The sequence below is a fragment of the Sphingomonas xinjiangensis genome, from assembly GCF_014199255.1.
GTDB classification, from domain to species: domain Bacteria; phylum Pseudomonadota; class Alphaproteobacteria; order Sphingomonadales; family Sphingomonadaceae; genus Sphingomonas; species Sphingomonas xinjiangensis.
On the sequence record NZ_JACIJF010000002.1, the window covers coordinates 101687 to 121656 of the forward strand.

Here is a 19970-nt window from a genome sequence, read left to right on the forward strand (position 1 = left end):
GCGGCCAATAGCAGAAGCGGGGCGTGGGGAAAGGTCGGCCTTCCCCGCAGCGATAAGTGTTGCGCAACTGGGCAACGGCGTTAAAGCGCGCCGCCCGGCGTTGCGGGATGCTTTTCAAAGGATGACGGTGTGACCGGCTTGGTACCGCTCGCCACGATTGCCCCAGACCGCGTCGAGGATCTGCTTGATCGTGCCTTCGGGCCGAACCGGCACCGCCGCACCGCGTATCAGGTTCGCCGCGGCACCACCACAATCTCCCAACTTAGCTTCGCCGCGATTTCCGATGCAGGACAACTGCTCGGCACTATCCAATGCTGGCCGGTGGTGCTCTGCCGCGACGATGGTGGCGATGTGCCGATGATAATGGTCGGGCCAGTGGCTGTTGATCCGGAACTTCAGCGCGCTGGCCTCGGTCGAGCACTGATGCAGCATATGCTGGACGCTGCGCCAACGAGTGGCGTCCCTGGGTCCGGCGCTCTGATGCTGATCGGTGATCCAGAATATTATACCCGCTTCTTTGGCTTCTCGGCTGAGCGCACCGCAGGCTGGCGTCTGCCGGGCCCATATGAGCAGCGACGCCTTCTCGCGCGTGGCAGCGCGGTTCCGGACAGTGCTGGGATTATCGCGCCGTGCTCGCGCCAGGCAGCTTGAGAGCACGTCCCCGCTGGCCTATCGCGTAGCGATGCCCATGCCTCCCCCGCCCGATTTCGCCAGTCTGTCACTCGCCGAGATCGCGCGCTTGGCCGAAGAGAACCGGCTGCCCCCGGTGGATAGTTGGAACCCGGCGCATTGCGGCGACAGCGAAATGCGCATCGCGGTTGATGGCACTTGGTTTCATCAAGGATCGCCGATCACCCGGCCAGCCATGGTGCGGCTGTTCTCGACAATCCTCCGCAGAGAACCCGATGGCGGCTTTGTCCTCGTCACGCCGGTGGAGAAGCTCGACATCGATGTCGAGGACGCGCCGTTCGTGGCCGTGGAGCTGAAGGCCGACGGAAGCGGTGAGGCGATGCGCCTGGCCTTCCGCCTCAACACCGGCGACGTACTGACCGCCGGCGCAGATCATGCGCTCCGTTTCGATGCGCGGGAGGATGGCCCCCGTCCCTATCTCCACGTGCGCCAAGGACTCGAGGCCTTGATTAGCCGCTCCGTATATTATGAGTTGGCGCAACTAGCCCTTGCCAACGGAGCGGAACTACCCGGTGTCTGGAGCGAAGGCGTGTTCTTCCCTTTGGCAACAGCGGCATGACGCTCGCTGAGCGGCTGCGGGCGGCGTTGGAAGAAAAACATGTCTCCGGCCCGGTCCTGCTTGCAGGCGACCACCACGATTTCGATCCGCTGAGCATCGGTCACGCCGCAGCCGTATTGGTCGCGGTCACCGATCGGGCTGAGCCCGGCATATTGCTGACGAAACGCGCCGAGACGCTGCGCCGGCACGCCGGACAAATCGCATTCCCAGGCGGCCGCATTGATCCGGAAGATGAAGGGCCGGTCGGCGCAGCCCTTCGGGAAGCGAAGGAGGAGGTCGCGCTGCCGTCAGATCAGGTCGAAGTCTTGGGCGTGACAGACGCCTATCGGACTGTCACCGGATATCATGTCATCCCTGTATTGGGCGTCATACCCCCAGAGCTTCCGTTGGTTCCTGCAGAAGCCGAGGTAGCCGATCTGTTCGAAGTTCCCCTTGCCTTCCTGCTCAACCCGGCGAACCACCGCGAGGGTGCAGTACAGATCCAGGGTGTCGAACGTCGCTTTTACGAGATACTCTGGGAGGACCGGCGGATTTGGGGCGCAACTGCGGCGATGCTCGTGAACCTGTCGCGGCGGCTGCGATGGAGCGCGTGATCCTGCCTCCCGCGGAATGGCGCAAGCGCCCGGATCTCAGCGAGCTCGTGGATACGCTTGGTGACGCACGCTTCGTGGGCGGCTCGGTACGCGACACGCTACTTGGTTTCCCGGTCGCGGATATAGATCTCGCCACTCCGCTTTCGCCGACTGCGGTGATGGACCGGCTAAAGGCGGTCGGCATTCGCGCGGTACCGACGGGTATCGAACATGGCACTGTTACGGCGGTTCTCGACAGCGGCCCAGTGGAAGTGACGACGCTGCGCCACGATGTGTCGACCGACGGGCGCCGCGCGAAAGTGGCTTTCACCGATGATTGGCCAGCAGACGCGGCGCGACGCGATTTTACCATAAACGCGCTCTACGCCGACCCAAAATCAGGCGAGATCTTCGACTATTTCAGCGGCCTTGAAGATCTGGACGCCCGACGCATCCGCTTCATCGGCGACCCCCTTCAGCGTATCGCCGAGGATCACCTGCGGATCCTCCGATTCTTTCGGTTCCTTGCTCGGTTTGGGGATGTGCCCGACCGACAAGGGCTGGACGCCTGCACGGCCCGCGCCAAGGATCTGATGGCCCTGTCGCGTGAGCGGATCGCCGATGAACTGCTCAAGCTGCTTGTCGCACAAGACGCTGTCCGGGTGACCGGGTTGATGATTGAACGCGGCATCTTCCTACCCGTTCTGCCGGAGATCGCATCTGTCGACGGACTTGCCAAGCTGTCTGCTGCAGAACAGTCCGCAGCGATAGCACCCGATCCGATCCGCCGGCTGTCTGCCTTGCTCCCGCGCGACGCCGCGACCGCCGATCAGGTCGGCGCACGGCTGAAACTGTCCAATGCGCAGCGCAAGCGACTGATCGCTGCGGGATCCCCCCTGCCTCAAGCTTCTCCAGAAGCGCTCGCCTATCGCTTTGGGCAGCAGACCGCGACCGATCTGTTGCTTCTGTCAGACAGAACTGTCGATGCGAGGCTTGTACGCGATTGGGCTGTGCCCCGTTTGCCGATCGGCGGCGGCGCGCTGGTCGCACGCGGGCTGGCAAAGGGCCCAGACGTTGCGCGCGCGCTCCGCGCGGTGGAGGATCGTTGGATCGCGGAAGGCTTCCCGGACGTGGCCCGAGTGAACACCCTCGCCGATGAAGCCGTAGCTCAGGTGTTACGTGAGCCCAGGTAGCGGTACGCCGTATCCTGATCGAGAGGCTGCGCATAAAAGAAGCCCTGGCCGAACGTGCAGCCCAGCGCCGCGAGCGTCTGTGACAATTCGACGCTCTCCACACCTTCCGCGATGGTACGCATGCCAAGCGCCTGCGCCAGCCCTAGGATGGCGCGGACGATCGCGATTTTGTCGCGGTCTGCCAGCATGCCGGAAACGAAGCTTCGGTCGATCTTCAGCAAATCGATTGGCAATCTCTGAAGATAGGCTAGGTTCGAATAGCCCGTGCCGAAGTCATCCATGGCGAGCGTCGTTCCCAATGCTTTCAGCGCCAGCATGATGCGGCTGACGCCATCGGGATCGCTGACAATGGCGCTCTCGGTTAGTTCCAGCGTAAACCGATCGCCGGCCATGCCATGGCGCTCCAGCACCGACTGGACCAAGTCCGGCACATTATCCCGCTGCAGCTGAATGGCGGACAAGTTGACTGCAACTTTTACCCCGCAATTCCCACCCGACTGCAAGTCCCAGCTTGCGAGTGTCCTCGCCGCCTCGTCCATCGCCCACCGGCCGAGCGGGATGATCAGCCCGGATTCCTCAGCAACAGGAATAAAGATGTCGGGCGAACGCCTGACGCCGCTCTCACTCGTCCACCGCGCCAGTGCTTCGAACGACGTGATTCTGCCCGACGCGAAATCCCAGATCGGCTGATAGTGCAGCGTCATTTCGCCATTCTCGATCGCACGCCGCAACTCGGTCTCGATCCCGAACTGCTCCCGCGCGATGTCGAAGGTGCGCATGTGATAGACCTCGACGCGGCCGCTCTTCTTCGCGCGCTTCACGGCGAACTGGGCATGCCGGATCAGGTCTTCGACATCACCGCTGAGTTCAGCACCGAGCGCCATGCCGATGGCGCAGTCGACTCTGATTTCGAAGTCTGAAAGGCGAAACGGTGTCACCAGCGCAGTCTGGATGCGCTTGGCCACCTGCGCCGCATCCGCATAGCCGTCCTCGACCGAGAGCAGAACGCCGAACTCATCGCCACCCATGCGCGCCAGGATGTCGTGCCCGCGCAGCGCTCCCTTGAGCCGGCGCGCGACCGAGATCAGCAATTCGTCGCCGGCGATGCCACCAAGGCATGCGTTCACGCGGCTGAAGCGGTCGAGATTGATAACCAGCACCGCAAATTTAGAGACGGTGTCCGGCTGCACCCGCGCTTCCAGCACGTCGGCAAAGCCCGAGCGGTTGGGCAGTCCCGTGAGACTATCGATCGCCATTTCGCGCCGAAGACTATGTTCGGTGCGGAGTTCGCCTGTTTGATCCACCAGTGTGACGAGGCAATGGGGTAGATCCCCGTGGACGCTTTGCCGGGCCAACATCACGAGGAACCGGCGGCAATCCACCTGCTCCCCCAACTGCCAGGCAAATTCCATCTGCACCTGATCCGACTCGAGGAAGCTTCTGATGTCGGATTCCAGCGCTCGTATCAGCGAGGACGTTGCTGCGTTGCCGCCAAAGCCGGAAAGTTGAAAAGGCGTGTTGAACGCGCCGAAGTGCAGGCCATCGAGCTGCAATTGCACGATCACCGCGGGCACGGGCAGCAATTCCAACAGCGCGGCGAAGGCGTCGGTGTGCGGACCACAGTTGTCCTCGCACGGACCATCCAGGTCCGAGGCCTGCCGGTCGGCCAATCGCGATACGCCCACACTCATCTTAGTAAGCGGCTAGACGCAAATGGTTAAATCGGCCTGAACCCTTCGTGCGTTACCGCCTAAATATCCCCCGATTCAAAAGCGGTTGTCGCGCGGAAATCCAGTTGGCGGCATGCGGCCCGCCGCCCCCCGCGCTGCGCGCCACGGTGTGACATCCGCCTCGCTGCGCACGCGGCCCTGCTCGCCACCCATACGCCAGCGCAGCCCTTCTGCCATTTTGAAGGTGACGAGGTCGGACAAGCCGCCGTCACGGTAGCGTTGCAGCTGCACGCCCTGCCCCCGCGCCAGTTCCGCAACTTCGGAAAGCGGGAAAACCACAAGCTTGCGATTGTCGCCGACCACTGCGACAGCATCGTCGTTCACGCCGATCTGCCGCACGATCTTCAAATGCGCACCCGTTCGCGGCGTTACCACCTGCTTGCCCTTGCGGGTCTCGGCAATAACGTCCTCCGCCTTCACCACGAAGCCGCGCCCGTCGCTAGCCGCCACCAGAAGCCGCGTACCCGAACTCGCGGGCAGCAAGTTCACGATCGTCCGATCGCCCTCCAGATCGATCATGAGCCGCACCGGTTCGCCAAAGCCGCGGCCACCCGGCAGCTTGTCGCCGGACAGCGTGTAAAAGCGACCATTGTCTCCCGCGAGCAAGAGCTTGTCGGTCGTCTGGGCATGAAAGGCGAACAGCGGACCGTCGCCTTCCTTGAACTTGGCCGTATCCGCCGATGCAAGCTCGACATGCCCTTTCATCGCGCGAATCCAACCCCGCTGCGACAGGATTACGGTGATCGGCTCGCGCTCGATCATCGCCTCTAACGGAATTTCTCGCGTGGGCGCCGCTTCCTTGATGTCGGTTCGTCTTTTGCCAAGCGGCGTATCCAATCCGTACCGCGCGATCATCTTGGCAAGGTCGCGCTTCATTCGCGTACGCTGTCGCCCATCGGAGGAAAGTAGCAGCTCCAGTTCGCCTTGCTCCTTCTCCAGTCCCTCTCGCTCTCGCCGCAACTCCATTTCCTCGAGCCTACGCAGCGAGCGCAGCCGCATATTTAGAATTGCTTCGGCCTGACGATCAGTCAGGTCGAATTCAGCCATCATGATTAGCTTGGGTTCATCCTCGGTGCGGATGATCTCAATGACGCGATCGAGGCTGAGGAAGGCCGTGATATAGCCGCCGACCAGTTCCAGCCGGTCGCCGATCCTGCTCAGCCGGTGCTCCGAACGGCGACGTAGCACCACGAATTGGTGATCGAGCCAGCCTGCGATCGCTTCCTGCAAGCTCATAACTCGCGGGGTGCGATTCTTGTCGAGCACGTTCAGGTTCAGCGGCACGCGCACTTCAAGATCACTCAACCGATATAGGCTGTTGATCAGGTCCTCTGCGCTGACGGTTCGGCTGCGCGGCTCCAGGACGACACGGATGTCCTCGGCAGACTCGTCGCGAACATCGCCTAGAATGGGCAGCTTCTTGTCGTTGATAAGGGCTGCGATGCCCTCAATCAGCTTCCCCTTCTGTACACCATACGGGATTTCCGACACGACCAGATGCCAGCCGCCGCCCTTCTCGGCGACGCGTTCGATCTTGGCGCGGACGCGGAAGCTGCCACGCCCCGTCGCATAGGCTTCGGCGATCCCGGCCGCATTGTCGGCAACGATGCCGCCGGTCGGGAAATCGGGCCCTTGCACGTAATCCAGTACATTCGCAGCAGGATTGTCAATCAGCGCCACCGCCGCGCTCATAATCTCCGCGGCGTTGTGCGGCGGAATGCTGGTTGCCATGCCCACCGCGATCCCGGCCGCGCCGTTCGCGAGCAGATTTGGGAACAGACCGGGGAACAGCTCCGGCTCTTCTTCCTCACCATTATACGTCGGGCGGAAATCGACGGCATTTTCGTCCAGGCCGTTCATCAGATCGATGGCGACCTGTGTCAGACGCGCTTCGGTATAGCGGTAGGCAGCTGCGTTATCACCGTCGATATTGCCGAAATTGCCTTGCCCGTCGACCAATGGGTAGCGAAGCGCGAAAGTCTGCGCCAAGCGGACCATCGCGTCATACACCGACGCGTCGCCATGCGGATGATATTTGCCGATTACGTCCCCGACGACGCGCGCGCACTTCTTGTAGCCGCTGGCGGGATCCAAGCGCAGCAGGCGCATGGCCCAAAGCAGGCGCCGGTGTACCGGCTTCAATCCGTCGCGAACGTCCGGAAGCGACCGCGCAGTGATCGTTGACAGCGCATAGACCAAATAGCGCTCAGATAGCGCGCTGTCGAATGGAACGTCCGAGGCGCCAGATGCGTCGCCGGTCGCGTCGGGATTGTCGGTGTCGAGAGTCATTTCACCACCGGTCTAGCAGGCCAAATGGGTCCAGGCCAACTGCGGGTGCCTCATCGCGAAATCAGGGCAAACCTGACGTGGCAAGCGTGATTGCGCGGACAGGACCGTTCCAGTATAGCCCCCGAACTTCCAAGCCCCGGCAGGCGCGCGGCAACTCCGTGCCGCCGCCGGGGCGCTGCTTTTCAGGGGTAAGAGCCGCATGGCACGCCGCCGGCAAATCTACGAGGGCAAGGCCAAGATCCTGTATGAGGGTCCGGAGCCCGGCACGCTGATCCAGTACTTCAAGGACGATGCGACGGCCTTCAACGCCCAGAAAAAAGGCACCATCAACGGCAAGGGCGTACTCAATAATCGTATCAGCGAGCATGTCTTCACACTGCTTGGCGGGATAGGCATCCCGACACACTTCATCCGCCGTCTCAACATGCGCGAGCAACTCATTCGCCAAGTGGAGATCGTGCCGATCGAGGTGGTCGTGCGCAATGTCGTGGCCGGATCCCTGTCGAAGCGGCTGGGCATCGAGGAAGGCACGCCGCTGCCGCGAACGATCGTAGAATATTATTACAAGGACGATGCGCTCGGGGACCCGATGGTCACGGACGAGCACATCCTCGCTTTCGGCTGGGCGAATCAGGAAGAACTGCACGACATGGCCGACATGGCCATTCGGGTGAACGACTTCCTGTCCGGCCTATTCGCCGGCATCGGCATCCGTCTGGTCGACTTCAAGCTGGAGTTCGGCCGCATCTGGGACAACGACTATGGTCGGATCATCCTGGCCGATGAGATCAGTCCTGATGGCTGCCGCCTGTGGGACATTCAATCGGGTGAGAAGCTCGACAAGGACCGCTTCCGCCGCGATCTCGGCGGCGAGGTCGAAGCCTATCAGGAAGTCGCCCGGCGGCTGGGCTTGTTCCCCGAAGGCCCCGACTCGGCGGTGCTCGACTTGGAAAGCCACCGCAAGCTGCGGGGCAAGTGATCGGCGGTTCCGGTCTCGCTATTTCTGTTGCGAGACCGGACCTGCAGCGCCATAGGGCTCGGCCATGAAGCTCCGCATCATCGTTTCGCTCAAGAACGGCGTGCTCGACCCCCAGGGCAAAGCCATCCAGCACGCGCTTTCCGGTCTCGGCTTTGACGGCGTCGATGATGTCCGCGCCGGTAAGATTTTTGAACTGGATGTCGCAGACACGACCACCGACGAAGCTGTGGATGAAATGTGCCGTAAGCTGCTCGCAAATACGGTGATCGAGAACTACCGGGTCGAACGGCTGTGAAGGCCGCGGTCATCGTCTTTCCGGGCTCGAATTGCGACCGCGATATCGCGACGGCGATCGAGGATGTGTCCGGAACCAAGCCGCAGATGGTGTGGCACGGTGACAGCGACCTGCCCGAAGGCTTGGACCTGATCGCCGTACCCGGCGGGTTCTCTTATGGCGACTATCTGCGCTGCGGCGCGATCGCCGCGCGGTCCCCTGTGGTCCGCTCTGTGGTGGAAGCCGCCGAGAAAGGCGTTCCTGTTATCGGTGTCTGCAATGGTTTTCAGATCCTGACCGAAACGGGGCTTCTGCCTGGGGCGCTGATGCGCAATGCCGGGCTCGACTTTGTCTGCCGCGACGTCGCGCTTACTGTCGAAAACAGCCAGTCCATCTTCACCTCCGGATATAGGACAGGCGAGTCGATCACCGTTCCCGTCGCGCATCATGACGGCAATTACTTCGCCGATCCCGAGACGCTCGAACGGATCGAGGGCGAAGGGCGCGTCGCCTTCCGCTATGGAGAGGCCGTGAATGGATCAGCGCGCAGCATCGCCGGACTGCTAAGCAAGGCCGGCAACGTCATCGGGATGATGCCGCATCCGGAGCGGCGCATCGAGGCCGCACATGGGGGCACCGACGGTCGCCGCCTGTTCGAAGGTCTGCTCCGCGCCGTCGCCTGACCCGAGCACGCCCGCTTCGATCCAGCCAGCCAAGTCCGCGATCACCGCTTCTTTGCCAAAGCCGGGCTCGCGCGCCCAGTGACGTCCAGGGCTTCTGCCCCAGGCGTGACCGGAAGCCTTCCAAAAACCTGCCGCTATAGGCACCAGTTTGTGACGAACCGAGGCCTCAGCCTGCGACCTGGCTCAAGCGCGCAGCTTTGAGCTCGGCAATCCGGTTCTCGCGCTCTCAGCTTCATGCTCTGTCAAAAGGTCAAAGGCGCGCCGCGAACGGAGTGAAGTTGGTGCCGCGATCATATACGTCGATGCCTTCGCGGCGCTTCAGGAAGCCGACAATGGCGTAGGTGACGGGCGTGAGCACCACTTCCCAGGCGACCTTCAGCGCCCATTGTGTGAACAGCACGGTGAGCACCAACTCGCTGGTCCACCCGGCAGCACCCAGGAACGCAAGCGGATAAAAGATCAGGCTGTCGATCCCCTCTCCGGCGATGGTCGAACCGATCGTGCGCGCCCACAGCATACGCCCTTGTGTCAGCAGCTTCATGCGAGCGAGCACATAGGAATTGACGAACTCGCCAGCCCAGAAGGCGCAAACCGACGCCAGAACGATCCGCGGCACCTGACCGAAGATCGTCTGATACGCCGCTTGGTTATTCCAACCAGGCGCCGGCGGCAGGGCCACGACCACCCAGGACATGAAGGCCATGAACAGCACGGCGATGGTACCCGCCCAGATTACCCGGCGAGCACGGGCATAGCCATAGACCTCGGTCAGGACGTCGCCGATCACATAGGACACGGGAAAGAACAGGATGCCCGCACCGAACGGCCACTGACCGACCCCCGGCAGCCAGACCTGCGCCACCTTGCCTGCCCCCAGCACGTTGGAGAGCAGAATGATGGCCACGAATGCCGCCATCACGAAATCATAATATCGCATGTCGCCGCTGCCGAGGTCGCGCGCAGCGACCGACACCGGCTGGGATGTCAGCTGCGTCATGCCTTCGGTATGATACCGGTTCCGCTCAAGCGCAATCCGCGCTATTGCGCCGCGGCACGCGCCCGTAGCTCAGTTGGATAGAGCACGAGCCTTCTAAGCTTGGGGCCGCTGGTTCGAATCCAGCCGGGCGCGCCAAAAACTAAATTTGACCTCGCACGCAATTAATTGACACCACAGAGGTGGGCGCCACTATCTCTTCACCGGCTCGCGGGCGGCGACGTGAACGCCAAGGATCAGTTGATCCGCGCGAGCGTCACCATCCGCACGAGATCAGACAGAGTCTTCGCCTGCATCTTCATCATCACGTTTGCGCGATAGACTTCGACGGTGCGTGCGCTGATGCCAAGATCGTAGGCGATCGCCTTGTTGGCCTCACCCTTCGCGAGCCCTTCCATAACTTCCCGCTCGCGACCGCTCAGCCCGGCGATGCGATCAACGATCGTTTGCCGCTCCGCCTGTGCCGCTTCACTGCCCGCGCGCCGCGCGAGCGCCCTTTGGATCGCGGCGAGCATGATTTGCTCGTCGAACGGCTTTTCGATAAAGTCGGCGACGCCAGCGTGCATCGCCTGGATCGCCAGCGGCACATCGGCGTGGCCCGTGATCACGATCACCGGCACATCGGTGCCGCGCCGGTTCATCTCCTCGACGAGTTCGATACCGCTCCGCCCCGGCATGCGGACATCCGTGACGACGCACCCACCGGCCAGCGGCGGGGATGCGGCCAAGAAGGCGTCGGCGGAAGCGAACGAGCGCACGCGGATGCCCGCGCAGTCGAGCAGGAACTCGAGCGAATGCCGCGCACCATCGTCGTCGTCGATCACATAGACGATTGGTTCACTCGCCATCGTAGAGCTCCTCCTGGCCAATCCGCTGCAGCGTGAAGCCGAACAATGCTCCCCCGCCGTCACCCGCTCCCGTCCAGATATGGCCGCCATGGGCCTCAACGATCGTGCGTGAGATCGACAGGCCAACTCCCATCCCCGTGCGCTTGGTAGTGACGAACGGCTGAAACAGCCGCTCGGCAACTTCCGCATCGATCCCCGGGCCGGTGTCGGTGACGGTCACCTGGGCCATGTTGGCGTCTGCCGGCGCTATTGCGATGCTGAGCGCGCGGCGCTGCGACTGGGCGTCGGTCATGGCATCCACGGCATTACGCACTAGGTTCAGCACCACCTGCTGGATCTGCACTTTGTCCGCGAGCACGAGGTCAATATCCGGACTGAAGTCGAACCGAACGCGAATGCCGTACTCCTTAGCGCCCACGAGCGCCAGGGCACTGGCCTCCTCCACCAGCTTTGGTAGGCTCTCAACCGCGCGCTCGGTCTCGCCGCGAGCGACGAACTCGCGCAAGCGCCGGATGATGTCGCCGGCACGCAGTGCCTGCTCGCCCGCGCGTTCTACGGCGTCACTGACGCGCTCCAGCGGAACCTCTTCGCGCGCGAGGAGCATGCGGCTGCCTTGCATGTAATTAGCGATCGCGGAAAGCGGCTGGTTCAGTTCGTGCGCCAGCGCCGATGCCATCTCGCCCAGCGCCGTGAGCCGCGAGACGTGGACCAGCTCGTTCTGCAGTTCCTGCAGCCGAGCCTCGGCCTCCTGACGGTCCGTCAGGTCACGGATGAAGCCGGTGAAGTGGCGCAGCCCGGTCACGTTCATCTCGCCCACCGCAAGCTCGAGCGGGAAGGTAGACCCGTCCTTGCGCTGCCCGACCACCACCCGCCCCTTGCCGATGATCCGCTTCTCACCCGTTTGGTAATAGCGCTGCAGATAACCGTCATGAGCAGTGCGATAGGGATCGGGCATCAACATGCTGACATTGCGACCGCGGATTTCGTCGGCTTCCCAGCCGAACATACGCTCGGCCGCCGGGCTGAAATCGCGCACGAGCCCGCCCTCGTCGATCACCACGATGGCATCGGGCACCGTATCCAACACTGAACGCAAATGTGCCTCGCGGCGCGCCAGACCGGCGGTCACGGTCTCCGCCTCGGCGCGCGCACGCTGGAACCATTCGCCGCCGAGAGCGACTGCAAAGCCGATCACCACGAATGCTCCGGCCGCGATCAGGCTAGGCACGGCGACCGGACCGATCATGCGATCACACCAAATGCCCGCGGCGGCGCCGGCCAAGCTCGCCGCAACTCCGGCACGCAGGCCGGAAAGCGCGCTGGCGACGACCACCGCCGGAACGAAGAAGATGTAGGTCGCCCGCTGGCCCAACTCCGCCGCGAAGGCGATCCGCACGCTGGCGCCGAGCGCGACCGCGATCATGGTCAACATCAGCGTCACGAGCAAAGGCGGGGACGGGAGCATGGTGTGCAGAAACTGGTGCCGCTTTGAAGTCACGCTATCCTTCATGCCCAAGGCCATCCCGCAAGCCCACCTCCGGTAAGGCCCTTAGGGTAAGCGCGGTAGGGACAACATCCAAATTCCACGACCGGCATCACCGGCATAGATGCAGCGCCAGACGAAACGCACGCACTACCGGAGATCTGCAATGACCCCGCCGTTCATTGACCTTAGCGTCCATCACCAGCCCAAAGGTCTTTCGGACCGGATCGCCTTTGGCTTCACCAAGATGCTGCGCTGGACCGCCGACACCTTCTTTGCCGAGCGCTACGGCCATCGCGCCGTTGTACTTGAGACCGTCGCGGCAGTGCCAGGGATGGTCGGCGCCACAATCAACCACCTCGCCTGCCTTCGCCGCATGTGCGACGATAAGGGTTGGATCAAGACGCTCATGGACGAGGCCGAGAATGAGCGGATGCATCTGATGACCTTCATCGAGATCGCCAAACCAACGTGGTTCGAGCGCGCGGTGATCATCGGTGTGCAGTGGGTGTTCTACCTCTTTTTCTTCGGCCTCTATCTCGTCAGCTCCAAGACCGCGCACCGCGTCGTCGGCTATTTCGAGGAGGAAGCGGTGATCAGCTACACGCACTATCTCGCCGAGATCGACGAAGGCCGCAGCGCCAACGTTCCGGCACCCGAGCTCGCGAAGATGTATTGGGGGCTGCCCGAGCATGCGACCTTGCGCGACGTAGTGCTCGTGGTCCGCGCCGACGAAGCCCATCACCGCGACGTGAACCACAGCTTCGCCAATGAACTGGGCGGCCTGCCCAGCGGCGAAGTGGCCGCCTGCCCGCCGCACGTCGCGCTGGAACCGATCTGGAAGAAGGTAGCCTGATCAGGAAAGTATCAAAGGCAGGGCTGCGCGAGCGGCCCTGCCTTCGCCATGCTGATCAGCAACGTGTTTACAAGAGGGGGACCATGACGACCGAAATCACCGAAGACGATATCGCCAGCTTGGTCCCGGCCTTCTACGCGCGTGTCCGGCAGGACGACCTTCTCGGCCCAATCTTCGACGGCGCGATTGAGAACTGGCCGCATCATCTCGAGAAGCTGAAGGCTTTTTGGTCCTCCGTCATGCTCACCAGCGGGCGCTACAAGGGCCAACCGATGACAGCCCATGTTCGCCACGAACAGCACATGACGCGCGAGAACTTCGCCCGGTGGCTAACTATCTGGAAACAGACAAGCAACGAACTTCTCGAAGCGGAGAAGGCCGCCTCGTTCCAGGAACGAGCAGACCGGATTGCCGAGAGCCTGCAGCTGGGCGTCCAGTTCTACCGTAACAAGAGCGCGGCATGACTGACCAGCTCTCGGAAGGTGCGAAGCTTCACAAGCGCACCGCGACCTTCACTGAAGCGAGCGTGCCTTCCGCATGTGAACGATCCTCAACCCCGCGTCATACGCCGCGATCGCGCCGATTATATTGCATCGCGAGGAGCCGCTTGGTGCGGCTTTATCCCGGGTCGCGTTCTACCGGCAGGTTCCAGTTCCATCGGGGCATCGGCCCCATCCCTCGCCATTAGCGAGCTCGGGGCCGACGGCACTCGGCCAGCCTTAACGATCACAGCATCCAGCTGCCCCAGGTACCAAGTCGTTTGCTATTTCTTGTCCTTGCTGTCCTTGCGATTGCCACGCCAGTACATCAGTCCCGCTACCACGGCGGCTGAGCCGACGCCCACAGCGGCTCCGATGCCGAGCTGGCGCGAGGATGCCGTCCGACGCTTCCGGGCTTCGGCGGCCTCCCGCGCAGCCTTCACTGCTTCGCCTTCACCTTTATGATCATGCGGCGCTTCTTCGACGGGATACGGGGACTGGTTGCCCATTGGCACGGGAGGTTGCTTGCTCATGAGGGTTCCTAACGCGTCTGCCCGGTGGAGGTTTCAGTTCGCACGCGCGCCGTTGCTCCAGGACGCGGGTTGCGTCGGCGGCGGCGGGTCACCGCTCAGCGTCAACACGTCATAGGCGGTGCCGCCCAACCGATCGGTATGCACCGCCAGCACGGGCACCGGCGCATACAGCCCCGGGTCGCCGAACGTATCCTCCACGATGGTCACTGTCCCGCCCATCGCCGTCAGCCCGAACAGCTGGCGCGCAAACGCATTGGGAAGGCGGATGCAGCCATGCGACGCCGGCCTGCCCGGCAGATCGCCGGCATGCAGCGCGATACCGTCCCAGGTGAGGCGCTGCATGAACGGCATGGGTGCATCGCTATACAGATTTGATCGGTGGAACGGCTTCTTCTCCAGGATCGTGAACTCGCCAGAGGGAGTGTCGTATCCCGGTTTGCCGGTCGACACGCTGCTTACCCCCACCATCTTGCCGCTGCGAAAGATGTAGGCACGCTGTTCGGCCAAGCTGACGACGATCGACACCGCGGCACTGGCGCCCGCATTGGCCGGCGCAGGCCGCGGATCTTCGAACCACCGGAACTGCCCAGGCCTCAGCTTCAGCTCCGCTGCCGACTGCGCAACGTCGGCCATTTCGTGTGCCATCGCGGGGCGCATCACCAGCATCGCCGCCGCGCCGGCCAGCGCGACAGCCAAGGAACGGCGCATCGGCATTTCAACTCCTCCAAATCATTCAAGAAGCCTTCGGCAGCTTCCTCAACACAGTTAACCGGAATTGGTGCCGGCGCCGAGTCGCGGCCCGGCTGACCGGGCAAGTTGCTGGAACCATTTACCGTTTTGCGCGTGCACTTACGGCGAGTTGAGCGGTGCGCGCGCCGAATCGCCGTGCATCAGCCCCCCCGCGTGCCCATAATTAAGACATGCTCTGCTATAGAGCAGCGGGTCAGCAAAAGCGGGCGACAGATATAGTGACAGACATGATGCAGGCGGCGCAGTCGCGCCGCGCACTCCTTCGTTCGGCTTTCTTTACTGCCAGTGGGCTCGCAGTTTCTTCCTGTGTCGCGCCGGCGGCCAGGATCGCAGAGGCGCCGCGTCCGGTGCCCTTGCCTGCCGCCCCCGCACCGGTTCAGGTCGCCAGGAACGGCCCCAAGGCACCCGCGAACATTCGCCCCGAATTGTTCAAGCGCGCAGTGGCCGCGCTCGACCGGCATGCCAGCCGCATCCCGACGCATGACCGCATCGCCATCGTGGACTTCTCTCAGGCGTCGTACCGCCCGCGCCTGCACCTGGTGCACCTTGGCACCGGCGAATGCGAAAGCTTCCTGGTTGCCCATGGCGTCGGCTCCGACCCCGGCCACACCGGCCTGTTGCAGCGTTTCTCGAACGAGCCCAATTCGGAAGCGAGCAGCGAAGGCGCCTTTCTGACCGCCGATTACTATGTCGGTAAACACGGCGATTCGCAGCGGCTGCTCGGCCTCGACGCGACCAACAACAATGCGTTTGACCGCGCGATCGTGGTTCATTCGGCTTGGTATTCCAATGCGGACATGATCGCCAAGCACGGCAAGCTCGGCCGAAGCCAAGGCTGCTTCGCCGTGGGCGAGCGTGAGTTGGCCAAGGTGTTCGAGCGTCTTGGCCCCGGCCGCATGATCTATTCCGCCAAAGTCTGATCGCTCGCCCGCGGGCTGAAGGCTGCCCGCGAACGATGCCGGCGCTACGCGCGGTATTCTGCGCGCTAGCCGCGTCGTTCCTAGCCACCGCGCTTTGGCGTGAGGGATCAAAGCCCGCAACACGGGGTTGGCACTTCCACCGGAGCGGTATTAGGAACCCGATCTATGATTGAAATGCTGTCGCCCGTGCTTTCCGCACAAGTCGCAGAGGGCGCCCGCAAGCCGCTGCAACGTGCCCTCACGCAAGGCCTGGCCACCGCCATCTCCGGAAGCTGCACTGACGGCCTTCCTGACGAGGCACTGGCATGACCAACACCGACAGCTTCTACGCGCTGCATCGGCAGGGGATGGTCCGCGTCGGCGTCTGCACGCCCGCCGTGCGCGTCGCGGATCCGCGCGCCAACGCCCGCTCGGCCATAGAGCTTGCCCGCACCGGCGATGCAGAGGGTGCCGACCTGCTGGTCTATCCCGAACTCAACATCACCAGCTATGCGATTGACGACCTGCACCTCCAGGACGCGATTCTGGACGCGAGCGAGGCGGGGATCGCCGAGCTTCTGGAGGCGAGCAGAACGCTGCGTCCAGTCCTGCTGGTCGGTGCCGCGCTTCGCCGGAACGGCCGCCTGTACAATTGCGCGCTGGCGATAGCCCGTGGGCGCATCCTTGGCGTCGTGCCCAAGCAGTTCCTGCCCAATTACCGCGAATATTATGAGAAACGCTGGTTCGCTTCCGGCCAGGGACTTACCGACCTGCAGATCGAAGTGGCCGGACAGGTGGTTCCGTTCGGCACCAACCTGATCTTCGAAGCGTCAGACATAGACGACTTCATCTTCCACATGGAGATTTGCGAAGATTACTGGGCGCCCACTCCACCCTCGACCGAGGGGGCGCTGGCGGGTGCTTTGGTGCTGTGCAACCTGTCGGCTTCGAACATCGTAATTGGCAAGGGACGAGAGCGCGAGCTGCTGTGCGGATCGCAATCGGCTCGCACGCTCTCCGCCTATGTTTATTCCGCCTCCGGCCCCGGAGAGAGCACCACCGACCTCGCCTGGGACGGCCAGGGCCTTATCTACGAAACAGGGGAGCAGATCGCGGCGTCCGAACGCTTCGAACTGACGACTGGCCTGGTATGCGCCGACATCGACCTGGAGCGGCTTCGCCACGACCGGATGCGCAACGGCACCTTCAACGACAGCGCCCGCGCCTGCGGCCATCCGGAGACCCGCTTCCGCCGCATCCAGTTCGAGCATCAGCTGGACCTGACCGATCGTGGGCTCAAGCGCCCGCTCCGCCGCTTCCCCTTCGTTCCGAATACCCCGGCCCGGCTGGAGGAAGATTGCTACGAGGCCTTCAACATCCAGGTGGAAGGCCTTCGCAAGCGGTTGGAAGCGACCGGCACCAAGCATCTGGTGATCGGCGTGTCCGGAGGGCTCGATTCCACCCATGCCCTGATCGTCGCCTGCAAAGCGATGGACCGGCTCGGAAGACCACGTTCGGAAATCCTGGGCTTCACCATGCCCGGCTTTGCGACGGGGGACGAGACGAAGTCGAATGCATGGGCGCTAATGAACGCGCTGGGCGTTACGGGCGAAGAGATCGATATCCGTCCCTCCGCACGCCAGATGCTCGCCGACATGGATCATCCTTTTGCAGGTGGCGAGCCGGTTTACGACGTCACGTTCGAGAATGTGCAGGCCGGGCTTCGCACCGACTATCTGTTCCGGCTCGCCAATCAGCGCGACGGCTTCGTGGTCGGCACGGGCGACTTGTCGGAGCTTGCGCTCGGCTGGTGCACTTATGGTGTCGGCGACCAGATGAGCCACTACACCGTGAATTCAGGCGTGCCCAAGACGCTGATTCAGTATCTGATCCGCTGGTCCGTCTCGAACGGCCAGTTCGACGGCCAGGCCGCAACGACGCTGCTGGCGATCCTCGATACGGAAATTTCGCCCGAGCTGGTGCCTGCCGACGCCGACGGGAAGATGCAGAGCACGCAGGACCGGATCGGCCCCTATGAACTGCACGACTTCTTCCTGCACTATGTCGTGCGTCACGGCCTGCGCCCCTCCAAGATCGCGTTCCTGGCGTGGCACGCATGGCGCGACCGCGATGCCGGGCAATGGCCCGTTGGTTTCCCGGAAGCAGGCCGCAACCAATACGATCTGGCGGCCATAACCAAGTGGCTGGAGACGTTCCTGTTCCGCTTCTTCCAGATCAGTCAGTTCAAACGGTCGGCGCTACCCAACGGCCCGAAGGTCTCGCCTGGCGGAGCGCTGAGCCCGCGTGGCGACTGGCGCGCACCTTCGGATAGCGTTGCAACGGCATGGCTGGACGAACTCCGGCAGAATGTACCGGTGGAACGGCCCAAACAGGCGTAGGTGCTGGAAGGCGTCCGGTCCGCCCGGACGCCACCGCTCAGAAGTGCCGGCCCAGCAATTCGCTCAACCGCCGAAGCAGCTCGTGCGAGTCGAACGGTTTGCGCAGCAGCGCGGGCCGGGCGCCTCGTACCCGCTCGAGATTCGGGGCATCGGCAAAGCCGGTCGCCACCAATATCGGCAGATCTACGCGGTGCTCGCGAACCTGGCCGGCAACCTCGGCGCCGCTCATTCCCGGCATCGCGAAATCGACGATCAGGATATCCGGATTGCGGGTTTGGACCAAGGTCACCCCATCCGCTCCGCTTCCCGCCTCAAGGACCTCGGCTCCTGCTGCGGCGAGCGTCTCGGCTAGCGTCGCACGCACCTGTGGGTCATCGTCTACCAGCGCGATAGTGACTCCGCTCAGATCCACGCGTGCGTCGCTGAACTGCTTGTCGGCTGGCGCACGCGGCGGCTCACTATTGGCCACGGGCAAGTAGAGCGTGACGCGCGTCCCCTCGCCTTCACGCGATTCGACGGCAACCGCGCCGCCCATCCGGCGGAGCACTTCACTGGCCATCGACACGCCCATCCCAGCGCGCCCGCCATCCTCCTGCTGCAACAGCAACGGTTCAAGTGCCTGGGTGATGGCGTCCTTGCTCATCCCCCGGCCGGTGTCGGTCAGGTGCAACGCGATATAGTCGCCAAAGGTCAGATTCGCCGGCAGCGAACCCCGTGCCTGCTCCGCGGACAGAGTCAGGACGCCACCATCTGGCATCGCCTCGCGTGCGTTGAAGGCCAGGTTCAAAATAGCCAGTTCGAGTTGCAGCGCATCGACCTGGACGTTCCAGCTGGTGTCGATCGGCTCCACAGCCACCTGAGCAAGCGGTGCAACCGCTCGTTCGGCCAACTCTCTTACTCCGGCGATCAGTTCGACCAATCGCACCGGTGCAAGGACGGACTGCTGGCGCCGCGAAAAGGCAAGCAACTGTCCCGTCACCGCCCGCCCCCGTTCGACCGCGTCGAGCGCGCTTGCGCTCCACCGGACCACGCGGTCGGGATCATCGGCCTTGCGCGCGATCAACTCGAGATTGCCGGCGATCGCCTGGAGCAGATTATTGAAGTCATGCGCGATGCCGCCGGTGAGCAGCCCTGCCGCTTCCAGCTTCTTGGCGCGCAGCAGCGCAACTTCTGCCTGGCGGCGTTGTTCAGTCTCGCCGCGCAGTTGCGCCAGCACGCTATCACGCTCTGCGCTCACCGCTGCCAGTTCCGCATGCGCATCGGCGAGCGATCCTGCCCTGGGCATAGCCGTGAGGCGCGAAAGAAGCGCCCATACGGTGCCCGCGGTCGCCACTGCGAAGAACGTCGCGATGATCTGGAGCGCCGTTTCGACGACGGGAATCGATTGCCACGGCGACCAGGAGGCGAGCAGATGCACCAGCCCATATGCCATCAGGAACTTGACCAGACACCAGAAGGGCCAGCCGAGCGGCACGTCTCCACGGCGGTACGCCAGCGTCAGCAGCGCAGCCAGGATCGCCAGGAAAGACAATCCTGTCACAGCGTCTGTGATCACATCGGTCCAGATCATGCCTGGCTCGACGGACCCACGTATAGCGGCATCCTCCATGGCCGGGACTGCTGCCAATAAAGTAACCATCGTCAAGTCCTTGGCGCCTAAAATTGCGCCTTTCTGCAACTTTCTACGCCGAAATCATCCGTGGCGAACCTAAGGATTCGCCCGGGGGTCTCGCGAAAGACATTTCTGAACTCTGTTAACG

At 63.1% G+C, this 19970-nt stretch carries 20 protein-coding genes and 1 tRNA gene; 13 read left to right on the forward strand and 8 right to left on the reverse strand.

Going from position 1 to position 19970, the window contains the following annotated elements; genetic code table 11:
* The first annotated feature begins 129 nt into the window (after positions 1 to 129).
* Genes FHT02_RS03800 through FHT02_RS03815 form a run of 4 tightly spaced genes read left to right on the forward strand, consistent with a single transcriptional unit; the run spans position 130 to position 3014 of the window.
* Positions 130 to 651, forward strand: coding sequence for a GNAT family N-acetyltransferase (locus FHT02_RS03800; RefSeq protein ID WP_184084442.1), 522 nt, complete (start codon positions 130 to 132; stop codon positions 649 to 651).
* A gap of 31 nt (positions 652 to 682) precedes the next feature.
* Entirely contained in the window at positions 683 to 1249 is a 567-nt protein-coding gene (locus tag FHT02_RS03805) for a DUF1285 domain-containing protein (protein WP_184084444.1), read from the forward strand.
* Positions 1246 to 1842: a CoA pyrophosphatase gene (locus FHT02_RS03810; protein ID WP_184084447.1), complete on the forward strand. Its 597-nt coding sequence runs from the start codon at positions 1246 to 1248 to the stop codon at positions 1840 to 1842. The genes FHT02_RS03805 and FHT02_RS03810 overlap by 4 nt, the downstream gene beginning before the upstream one ends.
* Positions 1830 to 3014: a CCA tRNA nucleotidyltransferase gene (locus FHT02_RS03815; protein WP_184084450.1), complete on the forward strand. Its 1185-nt coding sequence runs from the start codon at positions 1830 to 1832 to the stop codon at positions 3012 to 3014. Before FHT02_RS03810 ends, FHT02_RS03815 begins: the two co-directional genes overlap by 13 nt.
* Here FHT02_RS03815 and FHT02_RS03820 read toward each other — a convergent pair.
* Both FHT02_RS03820 and parC read right to left on the reverse strand, forming a co-directional pair.
* Positions 2990 to 4705: a putative bifunctional diguanylate cyclase/phosphodiesterase gene (locus FHT02_RS03820; protein ID WP_184084453.1), complete on the reverse strand. Its 1716-nt coding sequence runs from the start codon at positions 4703 to 4705 to the stop codon at positions 2990 to 2992. The genes FHT02_RS03815 and FHT02_RS03820 overlap by 25 nt on opposite strands.
* Before the next feature lie 75 nt (positions 4706 to 4780).
* Complete coding sequence (gene parC / locus FHT02_RS03825) at positions 4781 to 7033, reverse strand: DNA topoisomerase IV subunit A (protein ID WP_184084456.1); 2253 nt, start codon at positions 7031 to 7033, stop codon at positions 4781 to 4783.
* A 199-nt stretch (positions 7034 to 7232) separates the two neighbouring features.
* Here parC and purC point away from each other — a divergent pair, with 199 nt between their 5' ends.
* The 3 genes from purC (at position 7233) to purQ (ending at position 8969) form a co-directional block, all read left to right on the forward strand.
* Positions 7233 to 8012: a phosphoribosylaminoimidazolesuccinocarboxamide synthase gene (purC, locus tag FHT02_RS03830; RefSeq protein ID WP_184084459.1), complete on the forward strand. Its 780-nt coding sequence runs from the start codon at positions 7233 to 7235 to the stop codon at positions 8010 to 8012.
* 64 nt (positions 8013 to 8076) lie between these two features.
* On the forward strand, positions 8077 to 8307 hold the full coding sequence (gene purS, locus FHT02_RS03835) for a phosphoribosylformylglycinamidine synthase subunit PurS (protein WP_184084462.1): 231 nt from the start codon (positions 8077 to 8079) through the stop codon (positions 8305 to 8307).
* A complete protein-coding gene (purQ, locus tag FHT02_RS03840; protein WP_184084465.1) occupies positions 8304 to 8969 on the forward strand; it encodes a phosphoribosylformylglycinamidine synthase subunit PurQ in 666 nt (221 codons plus the stop codon). Before purS ends, purQ begins: the two co-directional genes overlap by 4 nt.
* A 250-nt stretch (positions 8970 to 9219) precedes the next feature.
* Here the strand turns inward: purQ and FHT02_RS03845 are convergent, their stop codons facing one another.
* A complete protein-coding gene (locus tag FHT02_RS03845; protein WP_246352199.1) occupies positions 9220 to 9906 on the reverse strand; it encodes a queuosine precursor transporter in 687 nt (228 codons plus the stop codon).
* A 118-nt stretch (positions 9907 to 10024) separates the two neighbouring features.
* Here FHT02_RS03845 and FHT02_RS03850 point away from each other — a divergent pair.
* Positions 10025 to 10101 (forward strand) — tRNA-Arg (locus FHT02_RS03850).
* Between the two features lie 98 nt (positions 10102 to 10199).
* Here the strand turns inward: FHT02_RS03850 and fixJ are convergent.
* Both fixJ and FHT02_RS03860 read right to left on the reverse strand, forming a co-directional pair.
* Positions 10200 to 10811 carry a response regulator FixJ gene (gene fixJ / locus FHT02_RS03855; protein WP_184084471.1) on the reverse strand — a complete coding sequence of 204 codons (612 nt, stop codon included), beginning with the start codon at positions 10809 to 10811 and terminating at the stop codon, positions 10200 to 10202.
* The gene (locus FHT02_RS03860; protein ID WP_246352177.1) at positions 10801 to 12243 is read right to left on the reverse strand and encodes a two-component system sensor histidine kinase NtrB; all 1443 of its coding nucleotides are present in this window, start codon (positions 12241 to 12243) and stop codon (positions 10801 to 10803) included. Before FHT02_RS03860 ends, fixJ begins: the two co-directional genes overlap by 11 nt.
* A 217-nt stretch (positions 12244 to 12460) precedes the next feature.
* On the opposite strand from FHT02_RS03860, the gene FHT02_RS03865 reads away from it, so the two are divergent.
* Together FHT02_RS03865 and FHT02_RS03870 are read left to right on the forward strand one after the other, a co-directional pair.
* Positions 12461 to 13150 (forward strand): alternative oxidase, encoded by a 690-nt coding sequence (locus FHT02_RS03865; protein ID WP_184084476.1) that lies wholly within the window; start codon positions 12461 to 12463, stop codon positions 13148 to 13150.
* Positions 13151 to 13233: 83 nt separating this feature from the next.
* On the forward strand, positions 13234 to 13614 hold the full coding sequence (locus tag FHT02_RS03870) for a group III truncated hemoglobin (RefSeq protein ID WP_184084479.1): 381 nt from the start codon (positions 13234 to 13236) through the stop codon (positions 13612 to 13614).
* 299 nt (positions 13615 to 13913) lie between these two features.
* Here the strand turns inward: FHT02_RS03870 and FHT02_RS03875 are convergent, their stop codons facing one another.
* On the reverse strand, positions 13914 to 14162 hold the full coding sequence (locus FHT02_RS03875) for a hypothetical protein (RefSeq protein ID WP_184084482.1): 249 nt from the start codon (positions 14160 to 14162) through the stop codon (positions 13914 to 13916).
* A 33-nt stretch (positions 14163 to 14195) separates the two neighbouring features.
* Entirely contained in the window at positions 14196 to 14876 is a 681-nt protein-coding gene (locus FHT02_RS03880) for a L,D-transpeptidase family protein (RefSeq protein WP_246352178.1), read from the reverse strand.
* 263 nt (positions 14877 to 15139) lie between these two features.
* On the opposite strand from FHT02_RS03880, the gene FHT02_RS03885 reads away from it, so the two are divergent.
* The 3 genes from FHT02_RS03885 to FHT02_RS03895 all read left to right on the forward strand — a co-directional run bounded on the left by FHT02_RS03885 (position 15140) and on the right by FHT02_RS03895 (position 18210).
* Complete coding sequence (locus FHT02_RS03885) at positions 15140 to 15832, forward strand: murein L,D-transpeptidase catalytic domain family protein (RefSeq protein ID WP_184085408.1); 693 nt, start codon at positions 15140 to 15142, stop codon at positions 15830 to 15832.
* 165 nt (positions 15833 to 15997) lie between these two features.
* Positions 15998 to 16141, forward strand: a complete 144-nt coding sequence (locus FHT02_RS03890) for a hypothetical protein (protein WP_184084485.1) — start codon at positions 15998 to 16000, stop codon at positions 16139 to 16141.
* Positions 16138 to 18210, forward strand: a complete 2073-nt coding sequence (locus FHT02_RS03895; protein ID WP_184084488.1) for an NAD(+) synthase — start codon at positions 16138 to 16140, stop codon at positions 18208 to 18210. Before FHT02_RS03890 ends, FHT02_RS03895 begins: the two co-directional genes overlap by 4 nt.
* A 37-nt stretch (positions 18211 to 18247) precedes the next feature.
* Here FHT02_RS03895 and FHT02_RS03900 read toward each other — a convergent pair whose 3' ends face one another.
* Positions 18248 to 19849: a response regulator gene (locus tag FHT02_RS03900; RefSeq protein WP_184084491.1), complete on the reverse strand. Its 1602-nt coding sequence runs from the start codon at positions 19847 to 19849 to the stop codon at positions 18248 to 18250.
* Between the last annotated feature and the right edge of the window lie 121 nt (positions 19850 to 19970).

Bases quoted from the DNA above. Each gene is read 5' to 3' on its own strand.
- parC (WP_184084456.1), bottom strand. From the start codon at position 7,033: ATGACTCTCGACACCGACAATCCCGACGCGACCGGCGACGCATCTGGC.
- FHT02_RS03865 (WP_184084476.1), top strand. From the start codon at position 12,461: ATGACCCCGCCGTTCATTGACCTTAGCGTCCATCACCAGCCCAAAGGT.
- purS (WP_184084462.1), top strand. From the start codon at position 8,077: ATGAAGCTCCGCATCATCGTTTCGCTCAAGAACGGCGTGCTCGACCCC.
- FHT02_RS03815 (WP_184084450.1), top strand. From the start codon at position 1,830: ATGGAGCGCGTGATCCTGCCTCCCGCGGAATGGCGCAAGCGCCCGGAT.
- purC (WP_184084459.1), top strand. From the start codon at position 7,233: ATGGCACGCCGCCGGCAAATCTACGAGGGCAAGGCCAAGATCCTGTAT.
- FHT02_RS03895 (WP_184084488.1), top strand. From the start codon at position 16,138: ATGACCAACACCGACAGCTTCTACGCGCTGCATCGGCAGGGGATGGTC.
- FHT02_RS03860 (WP_246352177.1), bottom strand. From the start codon at position 12,243: ATGTTGACCATGATCGCGGTCGCGCTCGGCGCCAGCGTGCGGATCGCC.
- FHT02_RS03900 (WP_184084491.1), bottom strand. From the start codon at position 19,849: ATGGTTACTTTATTGGCAGCAGTCCCGGCCATGGAGGATGCCGCTATA.
- FHT02_RS03870 (WP_184084479.1), top strand. From the start codon at position 13,234: ATGACGACCGAAATCACCGAAGACGATATCGCCAGCTTGGTCCCGGCC.
- FHT02_RS03845 (WP_246352199.1), bottom strand. From the start codon at position 9,906: ATGCGATATTATGATTTCGTGATGGCGGCATTCGTGGCCATCATTCTG.
- FHT02_RS03890 (WP_184084485.1), top strand. From the start codon at position 15,998: ATGATTGAAATGCTGTCGCCCGTGCTTTCCGCACAAGTCGCAGAGGGC.
- FHT02_RS03805 (WP_184084444.1), top strand. From the start codon at position 683: ATGCCCATGCCTCCCCCGCCCGATTTCGCCAGTCTGTCACTCGCCGAG.
- FHT02_RS03875 (WP_184084482.1), bottom strand. From the start codon at position 14,162: ATGAGCAAGCAACCTCCCGTGCCAATGGGCAACCAGTCCCCGTATCCC.
- fixJ (WP_184084471.1), bottom strand. From the start codon at position 10,811: ATGGCGAGTGAACCAATCGTCTATGTGATCGACGACGACGATGGTGCG.
- FHT02_RS03885 (WP_184085408.1), top strand. From the start codon at position 15,140: ATGATGCAGGCGGCGCAGTCGCGCCGCGCACTCCTTCGTTCGGCTTTC.
- FHT02_RS03820 (WP_184084453.1), bottom strand. From the start codon at position 4,705: ATGAGTGTGGGCGTATCGCGATTGGCCGACCGGCAGGCCTCGGACCTG.
- FHT02_RS03810 (WP_184084447.1), top strand. From the start codon at position 1,246: ATGACGCTCGCTGAGCGGCTGCGGGCGGCGTTGGAAGAAAAACATGTC.
- FHT02_RS03880 (WP_246352178.1), bottom strand. From the start codon at position 14,876: ATGCCGATGCGCCGTTCCTTGGCTGTCGCGCTGGCCGGCGCGGCGGCG.